This is a genomic window from Photobacterium carnosum, assembly GCF_002849605.1.
Lineage (GTDB): Bacteria > Pseudomonadota > Gammaproteobacteria > Enterobacterales > Vibrionaceae > Photobacterium > Photobacterium carnosum.
Genome location: NZ_NPIB01000014.1, coordinates 48,163 through 68,882, shown reverse-complemented (window position 1 = coordinate 68,882; position 20,720 = coordinate 48,163). Strand labels below are relative to the sequence as shown.

Below are 20,720 nucleotides of genomic sequence, written 5' to 3'. Positions count from 1 at the left end.
TTTCTAAGCTGCCTGTGCGGCAGTGAACACGGGTTGGAAGTGGGTAAGGGGACTATTGGTTTTCTAAGCTGCCTGTGCGGCAGTGAACTTGTCGGTGTTTTGCTGATTACTTTTATTACTTTTCTAAGCTGCCTGTGCGGCAGTGAACTGTTGAAGACGGGGGAGAATATTGCGGTGTTTTTTCTAAGCTGCCTGTGCGGCAGTGAACCACGCGAGCATGTTGGTTTTGTTGCGTTAGGTTTTCTAAGCTGCCTGTGCGGCAGTGAACATGATAAAGATTCCTCGCTTGAAAGTGCCATTTTTCTAAGCTGCCTGTGCGGCAGTGAACTTGATTTTGTTGTTTGTTGGTCAATTTGGGATTTTCTAAGCTGCCTGTGCGGCAGTGAACCGTCACCAGGTCGGAGTGTGCGGGCTTTACTTTTTCTAAGCTGCCTGTGCGGCAGTGAACAAGTTCATTTGCTTTATTCTTCTACGGGTACTTTTCTAAGCTGCCTGTGCGGCAGTGAACTTTATATGAGTATTTATAGAATGACTCATAGCTTTCTAAGCTGCCTGTGCGGCAGTGAACGTAATGGTAAAGTTATAATTATGTGACCCTTTTTTCTAAGCTGCCTGTGCCGCAGTGAACTTTCATAATTATCTGAAAGAATTAAGCATTGTTTTTCTAAGCTGCCTGTGCGGCAGTGAACCAAGCAATACGAGCATATCGATAATCTTATCTTTTCTAAGCTGCCTGTGCGGCAGTGAACTCGTAAAGTGCGGGCTTTTACTGGATCGTTTGTTTCTAAGCTGCCTGTGCGGCAGTGAACTTATGGAAAAATGGAGCTACCAGCCAGCATAATTTCTAAGCTGCCTGTGCGGCAGTGAACTTATTGAACGATAAAATCTAAAAAGACGATCATTTCTAAGCTGCCTGTGCGGCAGTGAACATACTAAAATGATTTTTTCTGCTACTGATTCTTTTCTAAGCTGCCTGTGCGGCAGTGAACCTCAACGTTTATTTGATTCTGTTGATCGGTTTTTTCTAAGCTGCCTGTGCGGCAGTGAACAAGTTATCGCTCAATTAAAAAATGTTAGTAATTTTCTAAGCTGCCTGTGCGGCAGTGAACTGAAGCTTAACTATAATAAGCGATTGTTTAATTTAAATAAAACCCTAAAAACCCTCTTTTACCCCTTTTTTATCTTCTGATTATAAGTCATTGATTTTAAATGCAACTAATAAAGGCTAAAAAAAAGGGTTAAATGAATACTCATCTAACCCATTATTGCTATTACAATCAAAACAGCACTTAAAATACAGGGATCGTTGCGGTAGCACTTAATCCATAGCTACTAAATACACCGTCAGTTGCAGCACTCACAACTTGGCTGTGCTCAATAAATACTCGCATCACATTCTGATTAGATAAACTTTGAATTTGAACATAAGGCAAGGTTAATCTACGCTCTGCTGTGTTCGGAATTGCATGAATCGCTTCATCCGCACTGATCCAACCTTTAGCTATCGACCGCTTACGCTTATTATTCGCAGTTTTTGCTTGTACGCGCTTTACAGTTTGATAACCCTTAATCTCACTTGGAATAGCGATAATAGCCGTAATACGCGTGTAATCTCTTAGCCCTTTCAGCCAAGTATTCGCCATCATTTGTTCAAGTGCTATTTGAGAACCGTGTAAACGTAAAGTATCGCCCAATGTTTTGTGCGCATTGGGAAAACTGATCCCCACAGCACCATTACCTACCGCTGCTAATTGACGATGTAATTTCGCAAATAAGTTATTCATTAATACTGCCGCAGAGGTTTCTAAATCAGGCAGCACTTGAATATCAATGTAATACAACATAATCGCTATTCTCCAAATACACCGCCGCGCACCAACATCGCCATCACATAATGTTGTTGCTCTAATTCAGGCGCTTTGTCTTTTAATAACCAGTTATCTAATAAGTTATAGAAATCTGTTTTTTCTTTAGGCTGACGGTACGCTTTACCGCGATTAGTAACCGAGCCATAAGGTTCAACGGCAATCGGTCCAACTTCTTCTGTTTCAGGATGCCATGTATCAATGGTGCGTAATGCATTACCAATTTTTTGAGAGTGCATTGCCGCTTGACCATTTAGTTGATACAGATACTTACTCTTATCACCAGAGCCCGTATTCATAACCAATTCTTGAGATGGGAATACTGTTTGACCATGACCTAATTGTACAAAGGCAGTCACGGTTAATAAGGTTGCTTTTTCGCCAAGTAATCCTTGCTCAATCACCTGTGATAATGCTACTAAATCACCCTTTGCAGCAGTAAATTGACGGAGGCTGTAATCTAAACTGTCAAACGTCCACACCTGATCATGATGCTGTACTGTCACCATGACATTTTCAGCCCCAACGCGGTTACGCCATAGAAAACGACCATTAACGAGATTAGTAGCATAACGTGTTGCTAATTCTTTAAACCCATGCTCAGTAACGTAGCCTTTAATCAATTGACTTAATGCCGCTTGGTAATCAGGGCTATTACACGTAGAAGGCACATTTAAATCACCGAGAACACGTAGCGTAAAGGTTAATTTAAGCGTATCGCAATCAAACGGTAACGCAGCATTATCTACCGTTTGTAAATTTGCCTTTTGAATTTCAGCATCTAATTTAGCCGGATCATTCGCTTTAGGCCCTTTCATACGATTAGAGATCGTACCGCGTACTGATTTCTCATTAACAGCGATAGGCTGCCAATTGGCGCTAGTGGCTGTTTCATTCCAATTACCCGCGGCCATTACGGCATCTGAGCAAGCCAATTTGCCTTCAAAAGCTAATACTGATGGTGTGGTTAACTTCGTTGTCATTGTATACATCCTTGGCTATTTAATAAGAAAAGTCGAAATCTTCATTACTTTCAATAGAATGAATAGATTGTTGGGCGCGGCATAAATAATACGGTGAACTATATTGATAACGCCATAATATTTGATTGATGGATTCAACCCGACTAGGACTGCCTATCCACTCACCGACACTGTAAACCGCCTCAGTAAATGCAAATGGGGTTGTGTTATCACGAACATTCGCCACCTCTCCGGCAGCAAATACCTCGCTGATTTGTTTATAACCGATCATCAGTGGCACTAAATAGCCACTTTGAGGCTTATTGACACGTTGCCACTGCCCTTGTTCTACATCTGGACTGTTACTTTCAGTAAGTGTTTCATAACGGTAACGCAAGGCACTAAAATCGAGCCAGTTCATGATCATATTTTGATCATTACTTTCATTATGTTGCTGTAGATAATCGCTACGATCACATAAAATAAACCCAGGTAACAATGGTCGTAAAAGTTTGCGACAATCACTTGCCTCATTCGGCATTGGTTTAAATTGACACGCTTCAATATGGGTAATACGTCCACCAGCACAACGTTGACTTGATGCCAGCGTTTTTATGGCGTCACTGATAAGTTGTTCTTGCTCGCTGTTACCGCTACTGAAGCCTTTGCATTCAATCAGCAACGATACACAAAGGTTCATTTTCCCTTCTTCAACAATAGGCGCTGTTTTACCGTCTTTCGCTAACGGATTACGGGTTAATGCAAAACCATAATCATCCCAATCACTGCCCCGATAAGCATGCACTTGATGCTGATGACACATCACTGCACAACCATCAAAGCTGATCCCATGTTGTGGCTCAACTTTGCGTGATAATGCATGCGCAAACCCTAAAAACTGAGTAATAGCAGGAAAACCATAAGTAAAACCTGCAATCGCATTTGCACCTTCAATATGCATATTTTTAAGAATAAATAAACTCATCGTCCTGCCTCACGAATAGCGTCATGACATAATGCTTGCCAATGTTGTAATGCTTCACTGCCTAACATTAATTGCTGCTGACTGGCCTTTTCTAAACGGTTATTGAGCCATAAACCAAAATCGCGACTAACCTCAGTTTGCCAATCACCGTTATAAAGATGACTTGCTTGTGGATCTAACCAGCATTGTTGTGCTGGTGATAATTCACTGGTTTCACTCCAGCCTTTAGTATTCACTTGATGAGGCGCTGCCAAGGTTAAAATACTATCAAGGATCTGATCAGCTAATCGATCACGGTGTTGACGAATACGAATGTTGCTATCTAATGGTTTCACTTTAACTAAAAACTCAGCCAGTAACTTAATTAGATAATAGGTATTACGTCCCACCTCGCGGCTATCAAACCAATTTAAACCAAACATAGGTGGCTGATATTGACTTTTCCAATCAGGCGCAGTGCAAGGAAACAAATAGGTTTTTCCATAACGCTTAGAATTCAATTGAGAAATGTTTTGAGGCTTTGAACCTCCACTAATGGTTACCGCTAAATTAGAGTAACGCACCACATCAATATCACTTGGTTGATTTTTCTTGCGCGCTTCTCTAGCGGCTTTCATCTCGTCACTAAAACGGGAATGTTGTACCTGATGAAATAATTCGTGGGCTAAAGCAGAGGAATATAACGGGCTAATAAGGTGGTATTGATTATCGCCACCAATAGGAAAATAGATCTGTTTGGCTAAAGTATGACTACTGGGTGTTTTAACTTCTAATGCTTGACGCAACCCATCAGCCCACAATTGGCATTGTTCATCACTACTCGCTAGAGGACGTAAAACATAATCGTCCCCTTGTGACAAATAAACGGCAAGTGTGGCATTACCATCATCAAGTTGAAGCAATTTAGCCACATCTAACGCAGCAGCATTACCCACAGCATCGACTGCGGGAGTTACTATTGCTGAAGAATCAAGATATGGCGCATCAGTATTAGTTGCTAACGACAGAATATTACTGCCTTTCGCACTACCATGAGTAAACTTCACCGCATGAGTTGCCAAGCTGATTTGTTTAGCTCTCACTGCAGCACTTGTCAGCCATGTTTGTATATCAAAATCTTGATAAGCTGTTTGAATCTGTTCATTCAAGGTCGCTAATTCAATTTCTGACACCCCATTTTTAACATTCTTTTTCTTTTCTATTTCATCAAGTTTCGTTTGACGCCGTTGTTCAATGTACGCTTGAATTAATGTGCTGATGTGTATTGGCATAGAAACTCCCTATTTCACCTTTAGCAAAAGATATCGCCACTACTCTATAAATCTAAAATAAAATATCAATAATCCAACGGAGACACTGGATAGCTAATTGACTACAGACTTTAGTCAAAACTTTCAACATAAAATCTAAAAACCTTGTTTGCCTTGCACTCATTCATATCACCTATATATACACAATAAACTATGCATGATAATACATAACAAAAAAATAAAATCAACCTATGTAGTACTAAATAATTCAATCATGTATTTGTCTTTAACTGATACAATGAGTACAATGAAAAAACTGCCGAACAAGCAGCTTAGAAGTATGTTGTACTTATTTATACTACCGTACAGGTAGCAATGATGAACTAGTAGTATCTAGTTCATCATATTCAATTTTTTAAATGCCTATATTTACCCTCAAATACACCTAGCCACGGATGGTAATAAAATCGGGGTGTTTTATTCGAATCATTAAGATTAATACCACCAAATAATTCACTGATCTGCTCACTGTCTTTATCAAAGATGTCACTTAACTCGTCATACACTGCGCTGTATTGACAATCAAACCACGCTTGATTTCCACTCGCAATATTGTCTATCGCCGCAAGGTGAAACAGCTCGGTTTTATTTACAAAATCACCGCTATATTCATCACGTACCTTAATGCTCAGTGCTTGATCGTCATTATCGATAAAGAAATGGTATTCCGTTTGCGGTCGAGATTGTCTAAACCGTGTTTGGCTCTGATATTCGCCGAATAAGTGTAAATAAGGTTGTAACCACCAATATTCAACTTTCTTGTTTGAATCTTGAAATAGACTAAAAATTAAGGCTCGATGTTCCAATGAGGGGAAAGTTAACATCTTTAAATCTGGCTCAATAAATCGTGGATAAGCAGAGATAACTTGATAATCATCAGCCATTAATAGCTGAGTCAGATCATGCTGATTTAACTGCAAATGACCTTTATTTATGTCATTTTTTGGCTGTTCAAATCCTGGCTTACAATAAGCAACATCTGCACCTAATAACGCTTTAATATTTTTGCTTAAAATAATCATATTAGGTGAATTAGGAACACATTGGCGATGACGCTGAATACGCCCTGCCAGCTGAATAATTGATCGCATTGAACTAGGTTCAACCACAGCCCAATCATAATCATGATCACGCCCAACTTCTGCTACCGCAGTGGCGACCACCACAAAAATATGATGTTGTTGGGGCTGTTGCTCTAATGCAGTTTTGATTTGAGGTAAATCCAATATTACTTGTGGATCAGCAGGATCGCGCATTAATACCGCATCTAACTGTTGCTCTATATGCGCTCTGACTGCCATTGGATGTTGGCTATGATAAAAACAATAATGAATACAGGTATTATCTGGTGTCGGCATGGATAATAACGACTCACCCACCGCAATTAAGGGTTCAATATTTGCCATTCTCACTAAGCCAATCGAGATGGTTTTACCGTTTGGTGCAACTTGACGATGGCGTTCATCTAAGGTGTAAATCGCCTGTTGAATATGGCTTGATAGATAATTAACCGCATCGGTTTTTGTTAATTTTTCCGCGTCTAAAGACATTAACTCAGCTTGACGTAAGGGTAATGATTTACGGCTTAGGGTTTTTGCTCGTTGGGTAATATACTTCGTATGCTCTGTTTGAAAATTAGCAATATTAATACATTCTAATTTTGGATCAAATTCGTCAAACCAGACACATTGTACTGTTGTTTCGGTAATGCCGTGGCTATGGTTATATTGCTGACGACCATGAGAATAGGCTTTAAATAACGCAGTAATTAATGACGGTGCTAACGTCGCTGATGACAATAAGACGCGTGAACCTAACATACCCGCCCAATTCACTAAACGGCATAATGCGGGTAAATCTTCTAAACCAAAATCATCCGGCTCATCAAGAATCAGATCCCCTGTAAATAATCGCAACATTGGTGCAATTTGCTGCCCGCCTCGCGTACCCTCTGTGGCTGGCATTAAATAATCAATGGTGCTTACTGTAATTGGCGCACTGACCAATTTATGGATAGTGGGTTTTTGCTTGAGCCACTGGCTAAGGTGACCATCATCAAGGCTACCGTCATAGCTGACATACATATGCTCTGAAAATAACGTTTCTGACTCACTGCCTGTTTGTTGTGCTTTTGCTTCTTGCTGAGTTGTGAGCTTACTTTGATGCAGATCTTTAACCGCTTGCGATCCGACTAACACCGCTAAATCATCACTATCCAGTTTTAAACGATCTTTGAGTGCATCCCCTGTTTGTAGGGTTAATGTTCGCAGTCCTAAAGCAATGCTAAATCGACAGCCTTGTTGTTGATTGGCTAATCCATACATAATTCGCGCATTGGCAAAGGTTTTACCACACCCTGTTGACGCCATATTGACCCCAAAAAAGCCGTGAACCTCAGAAATATCACGCACAGAACACGCCAGATCATAGGCTTTATCTTGCCAGCGAAATTTATTGATTGTAGTACGTTTTTTAAATAACGAATGGCGAGTAATTGCAGGTAGACTCAAACGTAATTTAGGCAAGCCCAAACTTAATCGATAGGCTAATTGCGCCACCCCAATATTATGCTCATCCAGTTTTTGTTTTAATTTTCCCGTTTTACGGTCGGTATTTGCATAGGCTTTATAGTGCGGATCTTGCCAAGCAATAACAGGCTGACTTGAGGAATAACAGTGATCAGCAAGCATTAAACATAATCGTGCCATGTGCAGTGGAAATGCGTTCTCACACCGCCCAAAATTACGCAGATTAGGATGTGCCAATGCCCGTTTCGCCAATTGTTGGGCTTTGTTTTGCCATGTTTGACTTTGTAGTGGAATTCCATGAGGGAAAATAAAGTTATCCGCTATTTTTGCGATTAACTCAGGGTTTTTATGATTTTTTGCATTCCACTCAGGGCACAGTTTTTGTTCTAACCAATAAGATGATTCAGCAATAGCCGGATCATATCCTGACAATTGATAAGTCGGTAAACGGTGATGAGAAACAATTAACCATCCAATCGTTTTGGCTAATTCGGTTAAGCCAATAAACGGTGACAACGCTGGGGTATAGTGCACATCATTAACAATCTTGCTAATTTTTTCCGGTGATAAATCGGCTAATTCTGTTAACCATTGATCATCGGTTTTATTTTTAGCAAACGCCTGAAAAACCAATAAAGATAGCCATTCATGCCGTAATGGCTCGGCAATACGCCCTTTGCCCGTTAGTTTTTGTTGAAATAAACTGTTAGCTTTACCTACATCATGAAATAAACCCGCCAGTGATGCCATCAACGCAACGGCATAGTTACTTTGCCAGCCATTTTCATCTTCCGAACGCAGAATATTACGCTCAGTGGTATTTGTGGGTACTGTACCCTGTTCATTGAAACGGCGCTTATTACCGACAATCCACAATAATTCGGTATTATTCGCGCTTCTAATCCAATGGCAAGCGACCGCAGTATTCCGTCTAGCGGTTTGCTTTAATAACTGACGTAATGTTTTTAAACCTTCTAAAGTAATCGGCGTTTGCCATGTGCGATCACCTTTACGTTCTGCAAATTGATCCAGTACTTTACGGGTTTCATCAAGGGCTTTTTTATTACATTGAGAGATAAGAAGAATATTCATTTATAATTTTGCAACCGCTTGTGCTGTGTCTTTAATGGCATCGATCATCACATCTAATGCATTGGCTTTTCTAAATCCATTCAAGCATCGTTGACGAAATTCTTGTTCGTCATCCCCTGCCATTGCAGCAATAAAAGCATTCGGTAGCACTATCGCATCTTTAATTAAATCGGCAACATCAAACACCAATCCGCCACGACGGGTTTTACCGTGTAGAACAGCTAATCCATGTGGTAATCCGATAACCCAACACGCCGTTGCCCCTAAGCCATACGCTAAATAATTACCATGATCTAAAAAGCGATTGGCAATATCGGTACTATTACCCCGTGACGAACGGGTAAATTCACCATATTTAACAGTATTAACCGCAAGTTTATATAAAGCTTTGGTCATGACAGCTTCTAATAACAATAAATCAGTGCTGTTCTGGCAATGACTGAGTTTATTTTCAAACGCCGATAAAATATGGTTCAGTTTGTCTTCTTCAATAATGAAATGATTATCACGCTGCATGGTTGCTGATAACCACACTTTCTTTATTTGCTGTAATCGTACCCGTTGAAAAAGTATCGCGGCTTCTAAGCGTTTAGCGTCATCAAACCAAAAACTGACCCACCATTGAAGATATTCTGTTGGTCGATATTCTGATTGTGGTGTTAACCAACTAACATCAGGCTCTACTTCATTAGCTGAAAATAAGGGTGTCCCGCCACCACCACAAAAACCCACCAGCACCCCAGCTTTAGCTAATTCGCGCATTGCAGCTTGAGTGATCGATGTGCCAGTTCCGAGCATTATGGCTGTCGTGTTTGCTATGGGGATATTCCAATATAATGATTGCTTACCTTCGTCAGTGACATATTCAACCCGCCCACCATTCACTAACACGCGACAATGTTGTAAATAATAAAGATTGGCACGTTTTGAATGAATAATGGTTTTTAGCTCACTCGGTGTGAAAGACTTAGCGCACATAACGGTCACCAACAGTAAAAAACGCATTATATACATAGATACGCATAATGCGTTTAGAGTGTAATCACAAAAACCCTTTTTATTTGGCACTTATTCAAACCATATAAAACAACAACTTAAAATATCAGTTTAAAAAAGGGTTTTTCATTGAAATTTACTGTTTAGCTTTTATAAGCAATCACTTATACTAATTACGCTTCAGTTCACTGCCGCACAGGCAGCTTAGAAATAAAAAATTCCGAGCGTTTAAAGTGTCTTTTTGTTCACTGCCGCACAGGCAGCTTAGAAACTATATAAATCAATGAGTTACGTGAATAATATGTTCACTGCCGCACAGGCAGCTTAGAAATGAAAGGCGTGGCGGTCATTCCTATAATGCGTGTTCACTGCCGCACAGGCAGCTTAGAAATTCTGTCGGGCAATCCAGAAATCACTCACGCTGTTCACTGCCGCACAGGCAGCTTAGAAACTGTCTGGTTTCGTTCTGTAACATCTGCATGAGTTCACTGCCGCACAGGCAGCTTAGAAACTCATCATTCATTCCGAGTTTTCTTAAATACTGTTCACTGCCGCACAGGCAGCTTAGAAATTGTAGTGGTGATACTGGTGGTGGTACTGGTGGTTCACTGCCGCACAGGCAGCTTAGAAAAATTGAAATAATTAAAATTAAAAAAGCGATATGTTCACTGCCGCACAGGCAGCTTAGAAAAGCAACAATTTTAAACACTAAATCAAAAGTAAGTTCACTGCCGCACAGGCAGCTTAGAAATGTTGATTATGTTGAAGTCGAAGTATCTCCAAGTTCACTGCCGCACAGGCAGCTTAGAAAAGTATTGGTTCTGTTTTGTTTATTGTTAAAAAGTTCACTGCCGCACAGGCAGCTTAGAAAAGGAAAAATTCCCAACTGGTCCACCGAATGTAGTTCACTGCCGCACAGGCAGCTTAGAAAAACTCCAATATAAGACTGCCCATCGATAACGTGTTCACTGCCGCACAGGCAGCTTAGAAAAGATAACTGCATCGACCGAAATATTTATAGGTGTTCACTGCCGCACAGGCAGCTTAGAAAACCCCCTTGTGCATTATCAGCATAAGCAATGTGTTCACTGCCGCACAGGCAGCTTAGAAATACGCAGCTCGCAAACACTATCAATCATAGACGTTCACTGCCGCACAGGCAGCTTAGAAATCTTTATACCTAACTGGTGAATACCACCAGAAGTTCACTGCCGCACAGGCAGCTTAGAAATACGACTAGTACGTTTTTAGTTTATTTTTCGCGTTCACTGCCGCACAGGCAGCTTAGAAACGCAGGACGTTGAGGAAAATATTGCTGAACTTGTTCACTGCCGCACAGGCAGCTTAGAAAAGCTACGGCACTTAACTAATACCTCTTTATAGCGTTCACTGCCGCACAGGCAGCTTAGAAACTAGAACATCGTGCTCCATATACCGGAACAATCGTTCACTGCCGCACAGGCAGCTTAGAAATTATGAGTGGACTGAGCTAAAAGACCCAGTGTGTTCACTGCCGCACAGGCAGCTTAGAAAACCCGCCAATGCAAGCCCTGCCTCCAAAGCACGTTCACTGCCGCACAGGCAGCTTAGAAAATTTTCAACTCATCTAGGAGCCTCGGTATGGCGTTCACTGCCGCACAGGCAGCTTAGAAAGATGGCAAAGTTAAACACATGAAGTTCGTCGCGTTCACTGCCGCACAGGCAGTTTTAATTACTTACTGCTGCCATCGCTTCTTTGATTTCATCAGAGCTATAACCTTTTGATGACAGATAGGCATAGGCTTTACTTTTATCTTTAAAATTCGACAAATCAAACCGCTTTTTAGCTAATACTAATTGGCAATTTTCATAAAAATCGACCTCACCCGCTTCCTCTAAATCATAGAAGACTTGCTCAAGATTAGTAATATCAACATGCTTCATTTTAAGCTCTTGCTTGATGACTGTTTTGCCTTTGAGCTTTCTCACCAATTTCAATACTTCGGTTTCAAGATCAGCATTCATGCCTTTAATTTTAGCTTTGCTCAATAGCGTATCGGCGGCATCATGCTCAGAAATTGCTCTTGAAATATCTTGAAAGCTGTACCCTCGCTTAGTGAGATCGTTGGTTATTTTCTCTTTGGTGGTTTGACTAAAATCATCATAACTATCTAAACGACTTTTGATCATATCAAGTTCAGACACTTGTTTTTTCTCCATAATATCAATTAATGCTTCTTCAATGATTGTTGCAGGAATACCTTTACCTTTTAATTTCTGTTTAATGTACTGTTGTCCATGTTCATTAGAAAAAGCCATCTCACTAAAGTGCAGTGCAAATTGAAGATCTTCTTTTACATAACCGAAATCTTTCATTTGTTGCAATACAGTCTCTATCCAATCTTGTTGCTCTGTTTTAGCTTCTAATTTTTTTCGCAATTCATACTCAGTATGATCCCGTAAATTTAAATGATAAATCGCACTGTTAATCACATTTTGGATGGTTTTTGCAGGATACGGTTTCTTCATATTATTAGTCTTTATTAGTAATGAAAAATACGCGTCGATATATTATTTAAGAGGAATATTACCGACGTATGGTTGCTCGCACTGTAATCGCAGTTAGACCAATATAATAAATAGCAATTAATACCGCAGGTAGCGCATCACGATCAAATGCAGAATGAACGGCAAATAAGCAGTAACTGATAATAATCGCCGGAATAATATACATGCTGTTATTACGTGGATATAGGTCAAAGACCAAAAATAATTTATGAATGCCGGCTAATACTAGCGGCAACGTTATCATCAAAAACCACAACATAACCAATCTCTTTGAAAAGGAAATACCTTTAATTATTATTAAAACAGCCTATTTAATAGGTTATATATTTGATCGAATAGCTAAGCAATATTTATCCTCTACTTTAGATAGAATTAAACTATCAAAGCCATCAACAATCAAATCGGCCTCGGCTAAATCAACTGCATCATGACTGGTAAGAAGAGCTATGGTATAGCAACCAGCCGTCTTGGCGGATTTTATTCCTACAGGAGAATCTTCAAAAGCGACACATTGTTCAGGAGACACGTTTAACATCTTCGCCGCGACCAAAAATGGTTCAGGCTCGGGTTTACCTTTACTCACTTCCTCGGCACACACCATCACTCGGGGCAGTTCAAAACCAGCCGCATGTAAACTGGTAGATGCTATATTTCTAGGGCCACTAGTTGCAATTGCCCATGAACCTTGATCTAATTTAGAAACGAACTCCAGTGCACCAGGGATTGCAGTCGCTTTCTTCATTTCATTAACAGCAATCGATTTAACAGCTAATATCTGCTCGTCACTAGCCAATACACTATTCACACATCTTAATGTTTCTTCAATTTTTCGACCATGAATATGCTGTTGTACTAAAGAAAAATCGATACCAACACTCTTCGCCCATGTTTTCCAAATGTTATCAATCACGGTTTCTGTATCAACCAACGTCGCATCTACATCAAAAATAAAACAATCGAATTTAATCATTCACATCATCTCCTTAATTTCATTAAAGAACACATTACCGATTAAACCTTACAAGGTAAATATCTGATGCCAACTCATGTAATCAACCTAGTGATCAATCCTGGCGACGTTAACTACTTACATTCAAAAAATGAACTAATATAATAAAGTAATAAGCATCGTCATTCTAAAATAAAGTACATATTATCTGAAGAATAAGGGAGAAAATAACAGTCAAAAAGCAATTATTTACACTCATTCTTATCATTATGTGATTAATATCTCAGACGTTTACCCTTTTGGTAGATATAACCCATACACAACCCATTCAATAATTAAGGAACGACTATGAATAACGTTGCCAGTCTTATTTATGACACTCTAATAGACCTATCGAAGAATGCACCAGAACAACATTCAGAAATTTGCCAAAACCTATATAACCAGTTAGATCTGCCATTAGACAAGCAACTAAGCTTATACTCAAATGCCCTTGGCCCAGCAAGCTCAGGGATACTTGAAAATAATGCAGATTTTAACAACACTTTGAATATCGCAATTAGGGGTCTTGGACTATCTGAAAAATAAATACCAATTAGCGGGCTATGGTATTTCGTAGACCGCTAACACTAAAACACTTAATTATGGACAACCATATATTATATATAATCATGGACAGCCAAATGTTTTAACTCTTAAATAGAATCCCCAAAAAACAACTATCCCACCAGCAATAATCTCTCAAATCTAAAATTTACAGCTCATTATTTATAATTCTTCGTTAAATCAGTTCTATTCTCATATTTCAGGATCAACAAAACCTACAATCCTGACGATTATTGCAGTGTTTTCATCTAATTATAAGAAACTATGTTTAATTAGGATGTAACTGGTGACTCGCCGACTTTCCTTTGCACCAATGTCCACCAATATGTTGTTTGAATGCACACATTCGGGACCATCTACCACTTACATTGGCATAATGTTCCATAAATTGTTCACTGTGCTCAAGCCAAGCATCTGGTGTTATTCCCATTTTCTGTAAAATCTTGGGCTGATTAGGTGCAATAAAACCTTTTTTATCATTTCGAATACAGCGACCAGTCCAGTCAATTAGTTCAAGATAATCGGCAAAAGCAAAGTTTATACCTGCTTTTTTAGCTTGATGTTCAGCACCGACAAAAGGTAATAACTGAAAATAAGAGTTACTTGATGATGATTGTTTAGATGAGGTTTTTACTTGTTGATATTCACGAATACGTTGCTGAATAGAGGTAAAATCTGATTGTTCTAGTGATGGTGTAACTCCCGCCCTAATCGGATTTAAATCAACATACATCATGCATGATAATAACGCTTGCTCATCAAGTAATGCTTGAGACTTAAACCGCCCTTCCCAAAACGCCCCTTTACATTGATCTTCTTTATTAGATTTTCGTGCTATTTCTTCATTAAGACAGCGCATAAACCAGCTAATACTGCCTAATCGTTGCTGCCATTCAGCCACTAATGTTGATAGTGCTTGTTGTTTATCTGCGGCTATTTGACCCTCTTTTAAAAAATAGACAGCGATAGGATGACCACTAAATAACTGTAACCAACGTGATATCACAGCTTCAGGGGTTAGCTTTTTCTGCTGCTCGATATCTATTTTTAGCACTAAATGATAATGGTTACTCATTACCGCATAAGCACACACATCAATACAAAACACAGCGGCTAATTGTTTGATTTTATTTACTATCCAACCGCGACGATGCTGATAGTTTTTACCATTATGCGGATCATCGCCACACAAATAGGCACGACGTACACAGCGATTAATTACATGATAAAAAGGCGTAATTTGAGGCTCTATCAATTTGCGTCTTGAAATTGTCATTCGTTTCACCATAAGCAACTTGAAGATTAAGTGTAGTAGCTCATGGTTAATGTGCAAGGTTATGGCTGTCCATTTATTTTTTCATTACTGGTAACAATAAATGAATACATAATCCATGCGGTTGACGACTTTTAGCGTTAACAGCGCCATTCATCACCGTCATTGCTTCTTTAACAATGGCTAAACCAAGACCATAACCACCAGATTGTTTATCGCGTGCACCTTCAATACGAGTAAAGGGATCAAATATTCGTTTTAAATGTTGTTCAGCAATACCAAAACCATCATCTTCTACGCTTAATTGTACAAATTGTTGCCCGTCGACAACCACCAGCGATGAAATCAAGTGAATATGTGCATTTTCTCCTGCATATTTAATCGCATTGGTAAGTAAGTTATTCACCGCTCGCAAAATTAAACGAGTATCCCCCATGACGAATGGCAGATTATTATCAATATCGGTAGTAAAGGTTTGTTGTGTGCCCAATAATGCCTCAATATTAGGAATAGTCGTTAAGCACAAACTCTCAACATCAATGGGAATTAAATTAGCGTTATCAGTTATATTTTGAAGCTGATTAAATTCTAAAATTTCACTAACCAATTGATTCATTTCTTCAGCTTCACGTTCTAATCGATCAACAAGATGGTGGTGCTCAGACGCAACCCGTTTTCTTATTAAATGTAATGATAAATTATGCCGAGCTAATGGGGTACGCAGCTCATGTGATACATCACGAATTAAGCGTCGTTGACGTTCAGATAACATTTGAATTTTTTCTGCCATGTCATCAAAGTCAGTCGCAAGCGATTTAAATTCAAGGCTACTATCACTTACAGTATTTGCCACTCTTACTGAAAAATCACCACTAGCAAGACTACGGCTGGCCTCTCGTAAGGTATTTAGTGGTCGTTGTAAATAACGCGCAATAAGAAATGAAAACATTAATAGAATTAATGCGGCAATCACGACTTGAATTAATCCAAAATAAAATGAGAAATATTTGGCAGGATGTAATTGATATGGTAATTGCACCATCAATTGATTTCCATCTTTTAAAGGGATAACAAAAATAGGTTGGTTAACACGTGAATCTAAAATGGAATTAATTCCGCGAGCATAACTCAGTTTGAAAGCGAAATGAGGATGCATTTTTCGATCCCCCATTTCATGTTGATTTTTATCTAGGACAAACAAATAATAAGGCTGTTGCGTCTCCCATTGGCCAAGTTGTTGTTTACTACCTGAATCAATTAACTGTTGGGCTTGCTCTGCCATCACGAGCATCTTGTGTTGAACGTTCTTTGGCACATGTAGCATCGTTTTAACTAATGCAATTTCAGCTAAATTTTGCAGTAATAATATTAATAACAAACTCACGGTAAAATACGAAAAAAGTCGTACCACCAAGCCATGTTGTTGATACTGCTTGTACCACACTTTACGCTGGGAAAGACTTTCCACAACAGATCCTTTAATTAATGATTGACGCATTCAGAATAGCTATAGCCTCTTCCTCGTACTGTTTTAATGTGTAATTTAGACATACCAGCCAATACAATTTTACGACGTATATTACTGATATGCATATCAAGATTACGATCAAATGGACTTAATTCTTTTTTAAGCACTTGTTTTTGTAATTCAGCCTTCGATACTACAATGCCATCATTCTTGATTAAATATTCTAATAATTCCGCTTCAGTACTGGTTAATGGTAAACGTGACATTTCTGCCGCCATCTTTTCTTCACCAGAACGAATCATATGACGCTGACGCTCAAGCCCAACACGGCGCAAAATAGCACTAATACGTATCAATAATTCAGGTACTTTAAACGGTTTAGTAATGAAATGGTCTGCACCCGCTTGCAAACCATCAAGCATAGTCGCTTCGTCGCCCAATGCGGTTAACATTAAAATAGGGGTTGCAAATCGCTGGCAAATACGACGTGCAACTTGCATACCATCAAGGTTAGGCAGCATCACATCCAATAAGACTAAATCGACCCCTTTATTTTGTAAATATTCAATCGCTGACTCTCCACAATGAACACAACTGACATCATGGCCTTCATCTTCAAGCACTTCGGTTAGTAATTCACACAACTGTACATCATCATCAACAACTAATATTTTTGACACAATAAATCATCCAAAAGAAAACCATCGGCATAATAATATGCTTAACTTGTATATATCAACCATGTATCAACAATCACGTCATTACCCACACTATTGACCTATTGGTTTAATCTTTCATTTAGCACGGCTAATTGGGTTGCTAAGCGGTGTTGTTTCAATCACAGCCAACATGCTATTGGCTCCTAACGTGAGCTCATAAACGCGCTTTAATATCCTCTGCGATATCAATCAATGGTACGTTGAACAATTGAAAATAACATACCGCACGCTATGATTAAGAAATAAAACCATTATCAATAACAACCTCAATAATAGATAGCGGTCCAAGCTAATTATTTCATCTTCTAAAATAAAAGAATATCCATCATTTTAAAATATAGATCACACTATTTTACGCATAAATTCGCATATGGAATATCCATTCTATTGTTATAATATTTAATCCTATTAATGCATGATTTAACGTTTATGTTAGAAACAAATTTTCAACATTCATCTCAATATATATTTTTAGCGTTAACTTTATATTTTAAATATTAAACTTTATTTGAATGATGAATACATAAAACAAGCTTTCTGTTTAATCATTGAACTAAATCAATAAATTTAAAGTTATTAGTACATTTCAATTAACTATATATTGACTTTGCCAGAGGCTGCACCGAATCTGGCTTTAGCGAATTTCCCACAGAGTTATGCACAGCTTCTGTGGATAAATAGATTTTAGGGGATAAAATAATAAAACATTAAATTATTAGTTTTAAATATATTAAATACAAAATAAATAATAGGTAATAACTTGATATTAAAGATAAAAGACAAATAACAATAGTATCAATGACTTTTAATATTAAATAATCCAGTCCTATTCTTATTTTATTTATCATTTAAAATACATATATTGTTAAATATATGTAAGTTATACATTTATTTTCTGTCTTCTGTTCAAAGAAACAATAGGTATATAAATATCTTTTTATCTCACAATAAAAATAAATCATTAATCGTAATAATTTAATTTTTAAAAAATCAATCTATTGTTTAATATGCAAAAAAAATGGAAACTAGCTAAAAAACTAACTTCCACATTAATAATGTAACCATCAATGATTAGTACAACGTTAACTTATGGCTGAATCACTGATTTTTTCTTATTTAGTCCCTTAAACGTCTATAAAATGCAGCGGAACAAAGTAATAATAAGCCTATAAAGCCCAAACTACCGCCACTATCGCGATCTTTACCTATATTACAATTGTTCGCTGAAATGCTGTCATTGCATCCATCATCACCTGTGTCACCACCACCTGTGTCACCGCCACCTGTATCACCACCACCGGTATCACCACCACCTGTATCACCGCCACCAGTGTCACCACCACCTGTGTCACCGCCACCTGTGTCACCGCCACCTGTGTCACCGCCACCTGTGTCACCGCCACCTGTGTCATCGCCATCTTGATCGCCGTATTTATCATTAAGAAAATCAGGAGGTGTTATAGGATATGTCGGCACTTTACTACTATTTTCAACAATCCAATCAGTATAGTTTCCTACACGAGCATAGAAACCTGGTCTAGTCATTGAACCGCAAACAGGGTTACCTGTCGTACCACCACTGACAATACCTACTTGTAACTGATTGCCCTCACTATCAATAACAAAAATAGGACCTCCGCTGTCACCATTACAAGCATCTGCACCAGTAAGATCGGCAATAACCACAGGAGGCAATGTACATAATTTAGTAATATTTGCTGGACTATCAATAATTAAGCCCGGATTATCATTAGACTCAATACGCTCATAACAAAGATTAATAGGGAAGAAACTCAACTTAGCCTGTTTAAGTGTTTTTGATGGTTTACTTCCCTCAATTGTCGTTGCTCCCCACCCTAAAACGGTAATATTTTCCGGACGATGGTCTGTAGGAATAGGATTATTGGCTTGTTCCCATTCTTGTTTTAGCTGTTCCTCAATCAACTGTGTTTGCGATAAGGTTGATAATGCAACTTTACCTAAACCAACAAACTTACGATTTACCCGAATTAGAGCAACATCGTTATCCAATGCCGAACTAACAATCTCAGTAATCACTTGATCATTAACTGTTGTCTCTTTTATCACAGCTACTGGACTATAAGCGGGGTGTATCACCACATGCGTAGCTGAAAATATATGTTTTTTTTGTGGATAGCTATTATTAAGTAACCCAGCAGTAATCGTAATATTAGACGGTGCTAATACTTCTGCGTTTTTATCACTTCCTGTTACCACGCAATGGGCTGCCGTTAATACCCACTGATCATTGATAATCGTCGCGCCACAAAAAGGGGTTTCTCCATCTTTATTATTGCGGAGTGATGCCATAAAATTTTCACTAACTGGAGTATTAGTATCAACATCACTACCACCAACGACGTAAGGTGAAACTATTGTATCTGATGATGCACATACTGGCGTACTTATACTGGCGATAATGGCTAACATCAAAACACTGTATTTATACTGGAACATCCTTTTCCCTTAAACTTAATAGTAATCGCGATAGTTTACTCTTAACATGTTGTAGGCACAGATCGAAACAAGCACACTGCGATAAGCTTCATTTTTTCATGTAACTGTAAAGAACATTACCTCATGTTTTATATAAGTCTCTGACACTCTCTTATATTAGTGAACACTGTATCTATATTGTTAAATATGAAACAACAACCGTGTGGTTAGGTTAATAAAACAAAGCTAGCTGGATATTAAACAGTCTGTTGTACTATAAATTTCGTGATCAGGGACATGTTTGCTTTTCTTCTGTACAATAGAACGGCATAATATTGGCACAATAAATCAATGGACAATTCCCATGACTATCGAACAAGCATTAAAAACGCGTAGTGAATCAAAATGTGAGCTATGTTCTTCTGAAAACAATCTAGCGGTATACGCTGTTCCTGCTTCTGAAGACAAGAGTGCAGGTTGTTGTGTACTTCTTTGTGATACTTGCCGTGGTCAGCTTGAAAACCCAGAAACAACTGACGAAAACCATTGGCGTGCCCTAAACGACACCATGTGGAGTCAAGTTCCTGCTGTTCAAGTTATGGTATATCGCCAGCTTAAGCGTCTTTCAACTAAAACTGATTGGGCAATGGATCTCGTTGACATGATGTATTTAGAAGATAACGTTAAAGAGTGGGCTGAAAAAGGTCTTGTTGAAGAAGAACAAGCTTCAATCCCTACTCGCGATGCAAATGGTGCAATCCTTCAAGCTGGTGATAGCGTAACTATCATTAAAGATCTACCAGTTAAAGGTTCAAGCATGGTTATCAAGCGTGGTACACCAGTACGTAACATCAGCTTATCTGACAACCCACTTCACATCCAAGGTCGTGCTGACGGTGTGCAAATGGTGATCATCTCAGCGTTCACTAAGAAGTAATTCTTACTGTATTTGAGAATAAAGAA

At 38.7% G+C, this 20,720-nt stretch carries 14 protein-coding genes, 1 pseudogene and 2 CRISPR repeat arrays (1 of these 17 running past the window's edge); of the genes and pseudogenes, 2 read left to right on the top strand and 13 right to left on the bottom strand.

All coding sequences use genetic code 11. The features are described 5' to 3' along the window. Positions 1–1,109: a CRISPR direct-repeat array (repeat unit 28 nt; unit sequence TTTCTAAGCTGCCTGTGCGGCAGTGAAC); it reaches 120 nt to the left of the window's first position. Positions 1,110–1,289: 180 nt separating this feature from the next. From cas6f to CIK00_RS12230, 9 genes and pseudogenes are all read right to left on the bottom strand, one after another. Then, a complete protein-coding gene (gene cas6f / locus CIK00_RS12270) occupies positions 1,290–1,844 on the bottom strand; it encodes a type I-F CRISPR-associated endoribonuclease Cas6/Csy4 (protein WP_101769140.1) in 555 nt (184 codons plus the stop codon). A gap of 5 nt (positions 1,845–1,849) precedes the next feature. Beyond that, positions 1,850–2,848, bottom strand: a complete 999-nt coding sequence (gene csy3, locus CIK00_RS12265; protein WP_101769139.1) for a type I-F CRISPR-associated protein Csy3 — start codon at positions 2,846–2,848, stop codon at positions 1,850–1,852. 19 nt (positions 2,849–2,867) lie between these two features. Continuing rightward, positions 2,868–3,812: a type I-F CRISPR-associated protein Csy2 gene (gene csy2 / locus CIK00_RS12260; protein ID WP_101769138.1), complete on the bottom strand. Its 945-nt coding sequence runs from the start codon at positions 3,810–3,812 to the stop codon at positions 2,868–2,870. Then, on the bottom strand, positions 3,809–5,083 hold the full coding sequence (gene csy1 / locus CIK00_RS12255; RefSeq protein WP_101769137.1) for a type I-F CRISPR-associated protein Csy1: 1,275 nt from the start codon (positions 5,081–5,083) through the stop codon (positions 3,809–3,811). Before csy1 ends, csy2 begins: the two co-directional genes overlap by 4 nt. 386 nt (positions 5,084–5,469) lie before the next feature. Continuing rightward, positions 5,470–8,742: a type I-F CRISPR-associated helicase Cas3f gene (gene cas3f, locus CIK00_RS12250; protein WP_101769136.1), complete on the bottom strand. Its 3,273-nt coding sequence runs from the start codon at positions 8,740–8,742 to the stop codon at positions 5,470–5,472. Beyond that, entirely contained in the window at positions 8,743–9,720 is a 978-nt protein-coding gene (gene cas1f, locus CIK00_RS12245; RefSeq protein ID WP_101769135.1) for a type I-F CRISPR-associated endonuclease Cas1f, read from the bottom strand. It lies immediately after the preceding gene. 201 nt (positions 9,721–9,921) lie between these two features. Continuing rightward, a CRISPR array of direct repeats spans positions 9,922–11,451; the repeat unit is 28 nt; unit sequence GTTCACTGCCGCACAGGCAGCTTAGAAA. A 24-nt stretch (positions 11,452–11,475) separates the two neighbouring features. Then, positions 11,476–12,093: pseudogene (locus tag CIK00_RS12240) on the bottom strand (RecX family transcriptional regulator); the annotation flags it as partial. 211 nt (positions 12,094–12,304) lie between these two features. After that, positions 12,305–12,544, bottom strand: a complete 240-nt coding sequence (locus CIK00_RS12235) for a hypothetical protein (RefSeq protein WP_045040989.1) — start codon at positions 12,542–12,544, stop codon at positions 12,305–12,307. 60 nt (positions 12,545–12,604) lie between these two features. After that, a complete protein-coding gene (locus CIK00_RS12230; protein WP_101769134.1) occupies positions 12,605–13,255 on the bottom strand; it encodes an HAD-IA family hydrolase in 651 nt (216 codons plus the stop codon). Between the two features lie 327 nt (positions 13,256–13,582). Between CIK00_RS12230 and CIK00_RS12225 the strand changes: the two genes are divergently transcribed. Next, entirely contained in the window at positions 13,583–13,822 is a 240-nt protein-coding gene (locus CIK00_RS12225) for a PAS factor family protein (protein WP_101769133.1), read from the top strand. A 286-nt stretch (positions 13,823–14,108) separates the two neighbouring features. On the opposite strand, the gene CIK00_RS12220 is transcribed toward CIK00_RS12225, so the two are convergent. From CIK00_RS12220 to CIK00_RS12205, 4 genes are all read right to left on the bottom strand, one after another. Then, entirely contained in the window at positions 14,109–15,116 is a 1,008-nt protein-coding gene (locus tag CIK00_RS12220; protein WP_101769132.1) for a transposase, read from the bottom strand. 73 nt (positions 15,117–15,189) lie between these two features. Further along, positions 15,190–16,581, bottom strand: a complete 1,392-nt coding sequence (locus CIK00_RS12215; RefSeq protein WP_233426562.1) for a sensor histidine kinase — start codon at positions 16,579–16,581, stop codon at positions 15,190–15,192. Positions 16,582–16,595: 14 nt separating this feature from the next. Continuing rightward, positions 16,596–17,261, bottom strand: a complete 666-nt coding sequence (locus CIK00_RS12210; RefSeq protein ID WP_101769130.1) for a response regulator transcription factor — start codon at positions 17,259–17,261, stop codon at positions 16,596–16,598. Between the two features lie 1,155 nt (positions 17,262–18,416). After that, a complete protein-coding gene (locus CIK00_RS12205) occupies positions 18,417–19,778 on the bottom strand; it encodes a trypsin-like serine protease (RefSeq protein ID WP_101769129.1) in 1,362 nt (453 codons plus the stop codon). 343 nt (positions 19,779–20,121) lie between these two features. On the opposite strand from CIK00_RS12205, the gene CIK00_RS12200 reads away from it, so the two are divergent. Then, positions 20,122–20,694 (top strand): PhnA domain-containing protein, encoded by a 573-nt coding sequence (locus CIK00_RS12200; RefSeq protein WP_101769128.1) that lies wholly within the window; start codon positions 20,122–20,124, stop codon positions 20,692–20,694. Positions 20,695–20,720: the final 26 nt, after the last annotated feature.

Coding starts and splice junctions, on each gene's coding strand:
- CIK00_RS12230 (WP_101769134.1), bottom strand. CDS start 13,255: ATGATTAAATTCGATTGTTTTATTTTTGATGTAGATGCGACGTTGGTT.
- cas6f (WP_101769140.1), bottom strand. CDS start 1,844: ATGTTGTATTACATTGATATTCAAGTGCTGCCTGATTTAGAAACCTCT.
- CIK00_RS12200 (WP_101769128.1), top strand. CDS start 20,122: ATGACTATCGAACAAGCATTAAAAACGCGTAGTGAATCAAAATGTGAG.
- cas1f (WP_101769135.1), bottom strand. CDS start 9,720: ATGTGCGCTAAGTCTTTCACACCGAGTGAGCTAAAAACCATTATTCAT.
- CIK00_RS12205 (WP_101769129.1), bottom strand. CDS start 19,778: ATGTTCCAGTATAAATACAGTGTTTTGATGTTAGCCATTATCGCCAGT.
- CIK00_RS12225 (WP_101769133.1), top strand. CDS start 13,583: ATGAATAACGTTGCCAGTCTTATTTATGACACTCTAATAGACCTATCG.
- CIK00_RS12235 (WP_045040989.1), bottom strand. CDS start 12,544: ATGTTGTGGTTTTTGATGATAACGTTGCCGCTAGTATTAGCCGGCATT.
- csy2 (WP_101769138.1), bottom strand. CDS start 3,812: ATGAGTTTATTTATTCTTAAAAATATGCATATTGAAGGTGCAAATGCG.
- cas3f (WP_101769136.1), bottom strand. CDS start 8,742: ATGAATATTCTTCTTATCTCTCAATGTAATAAAAAAGCCCTTGATGAA.
- CIK00_RS12220 (WP_101769132.1), bottom strand. CDS start 15,116: ATGACAATTTCAAGACGCAAATTGATAGAGCCTCAAATTACGCCTTTT.
- csy1 (WP_101769137.1), bottom strand. CDS start 5,083: ATGCCAATACACATCAGCACATTAATTCAAGCGTACATTGAACAACGG.
- csy3 (WP_101769139.1), bottom strand. CDS start 2,848: ATGACAACGAAGTTAACCACACCATCAGTATTAGCTTTTGAAGGCAAA.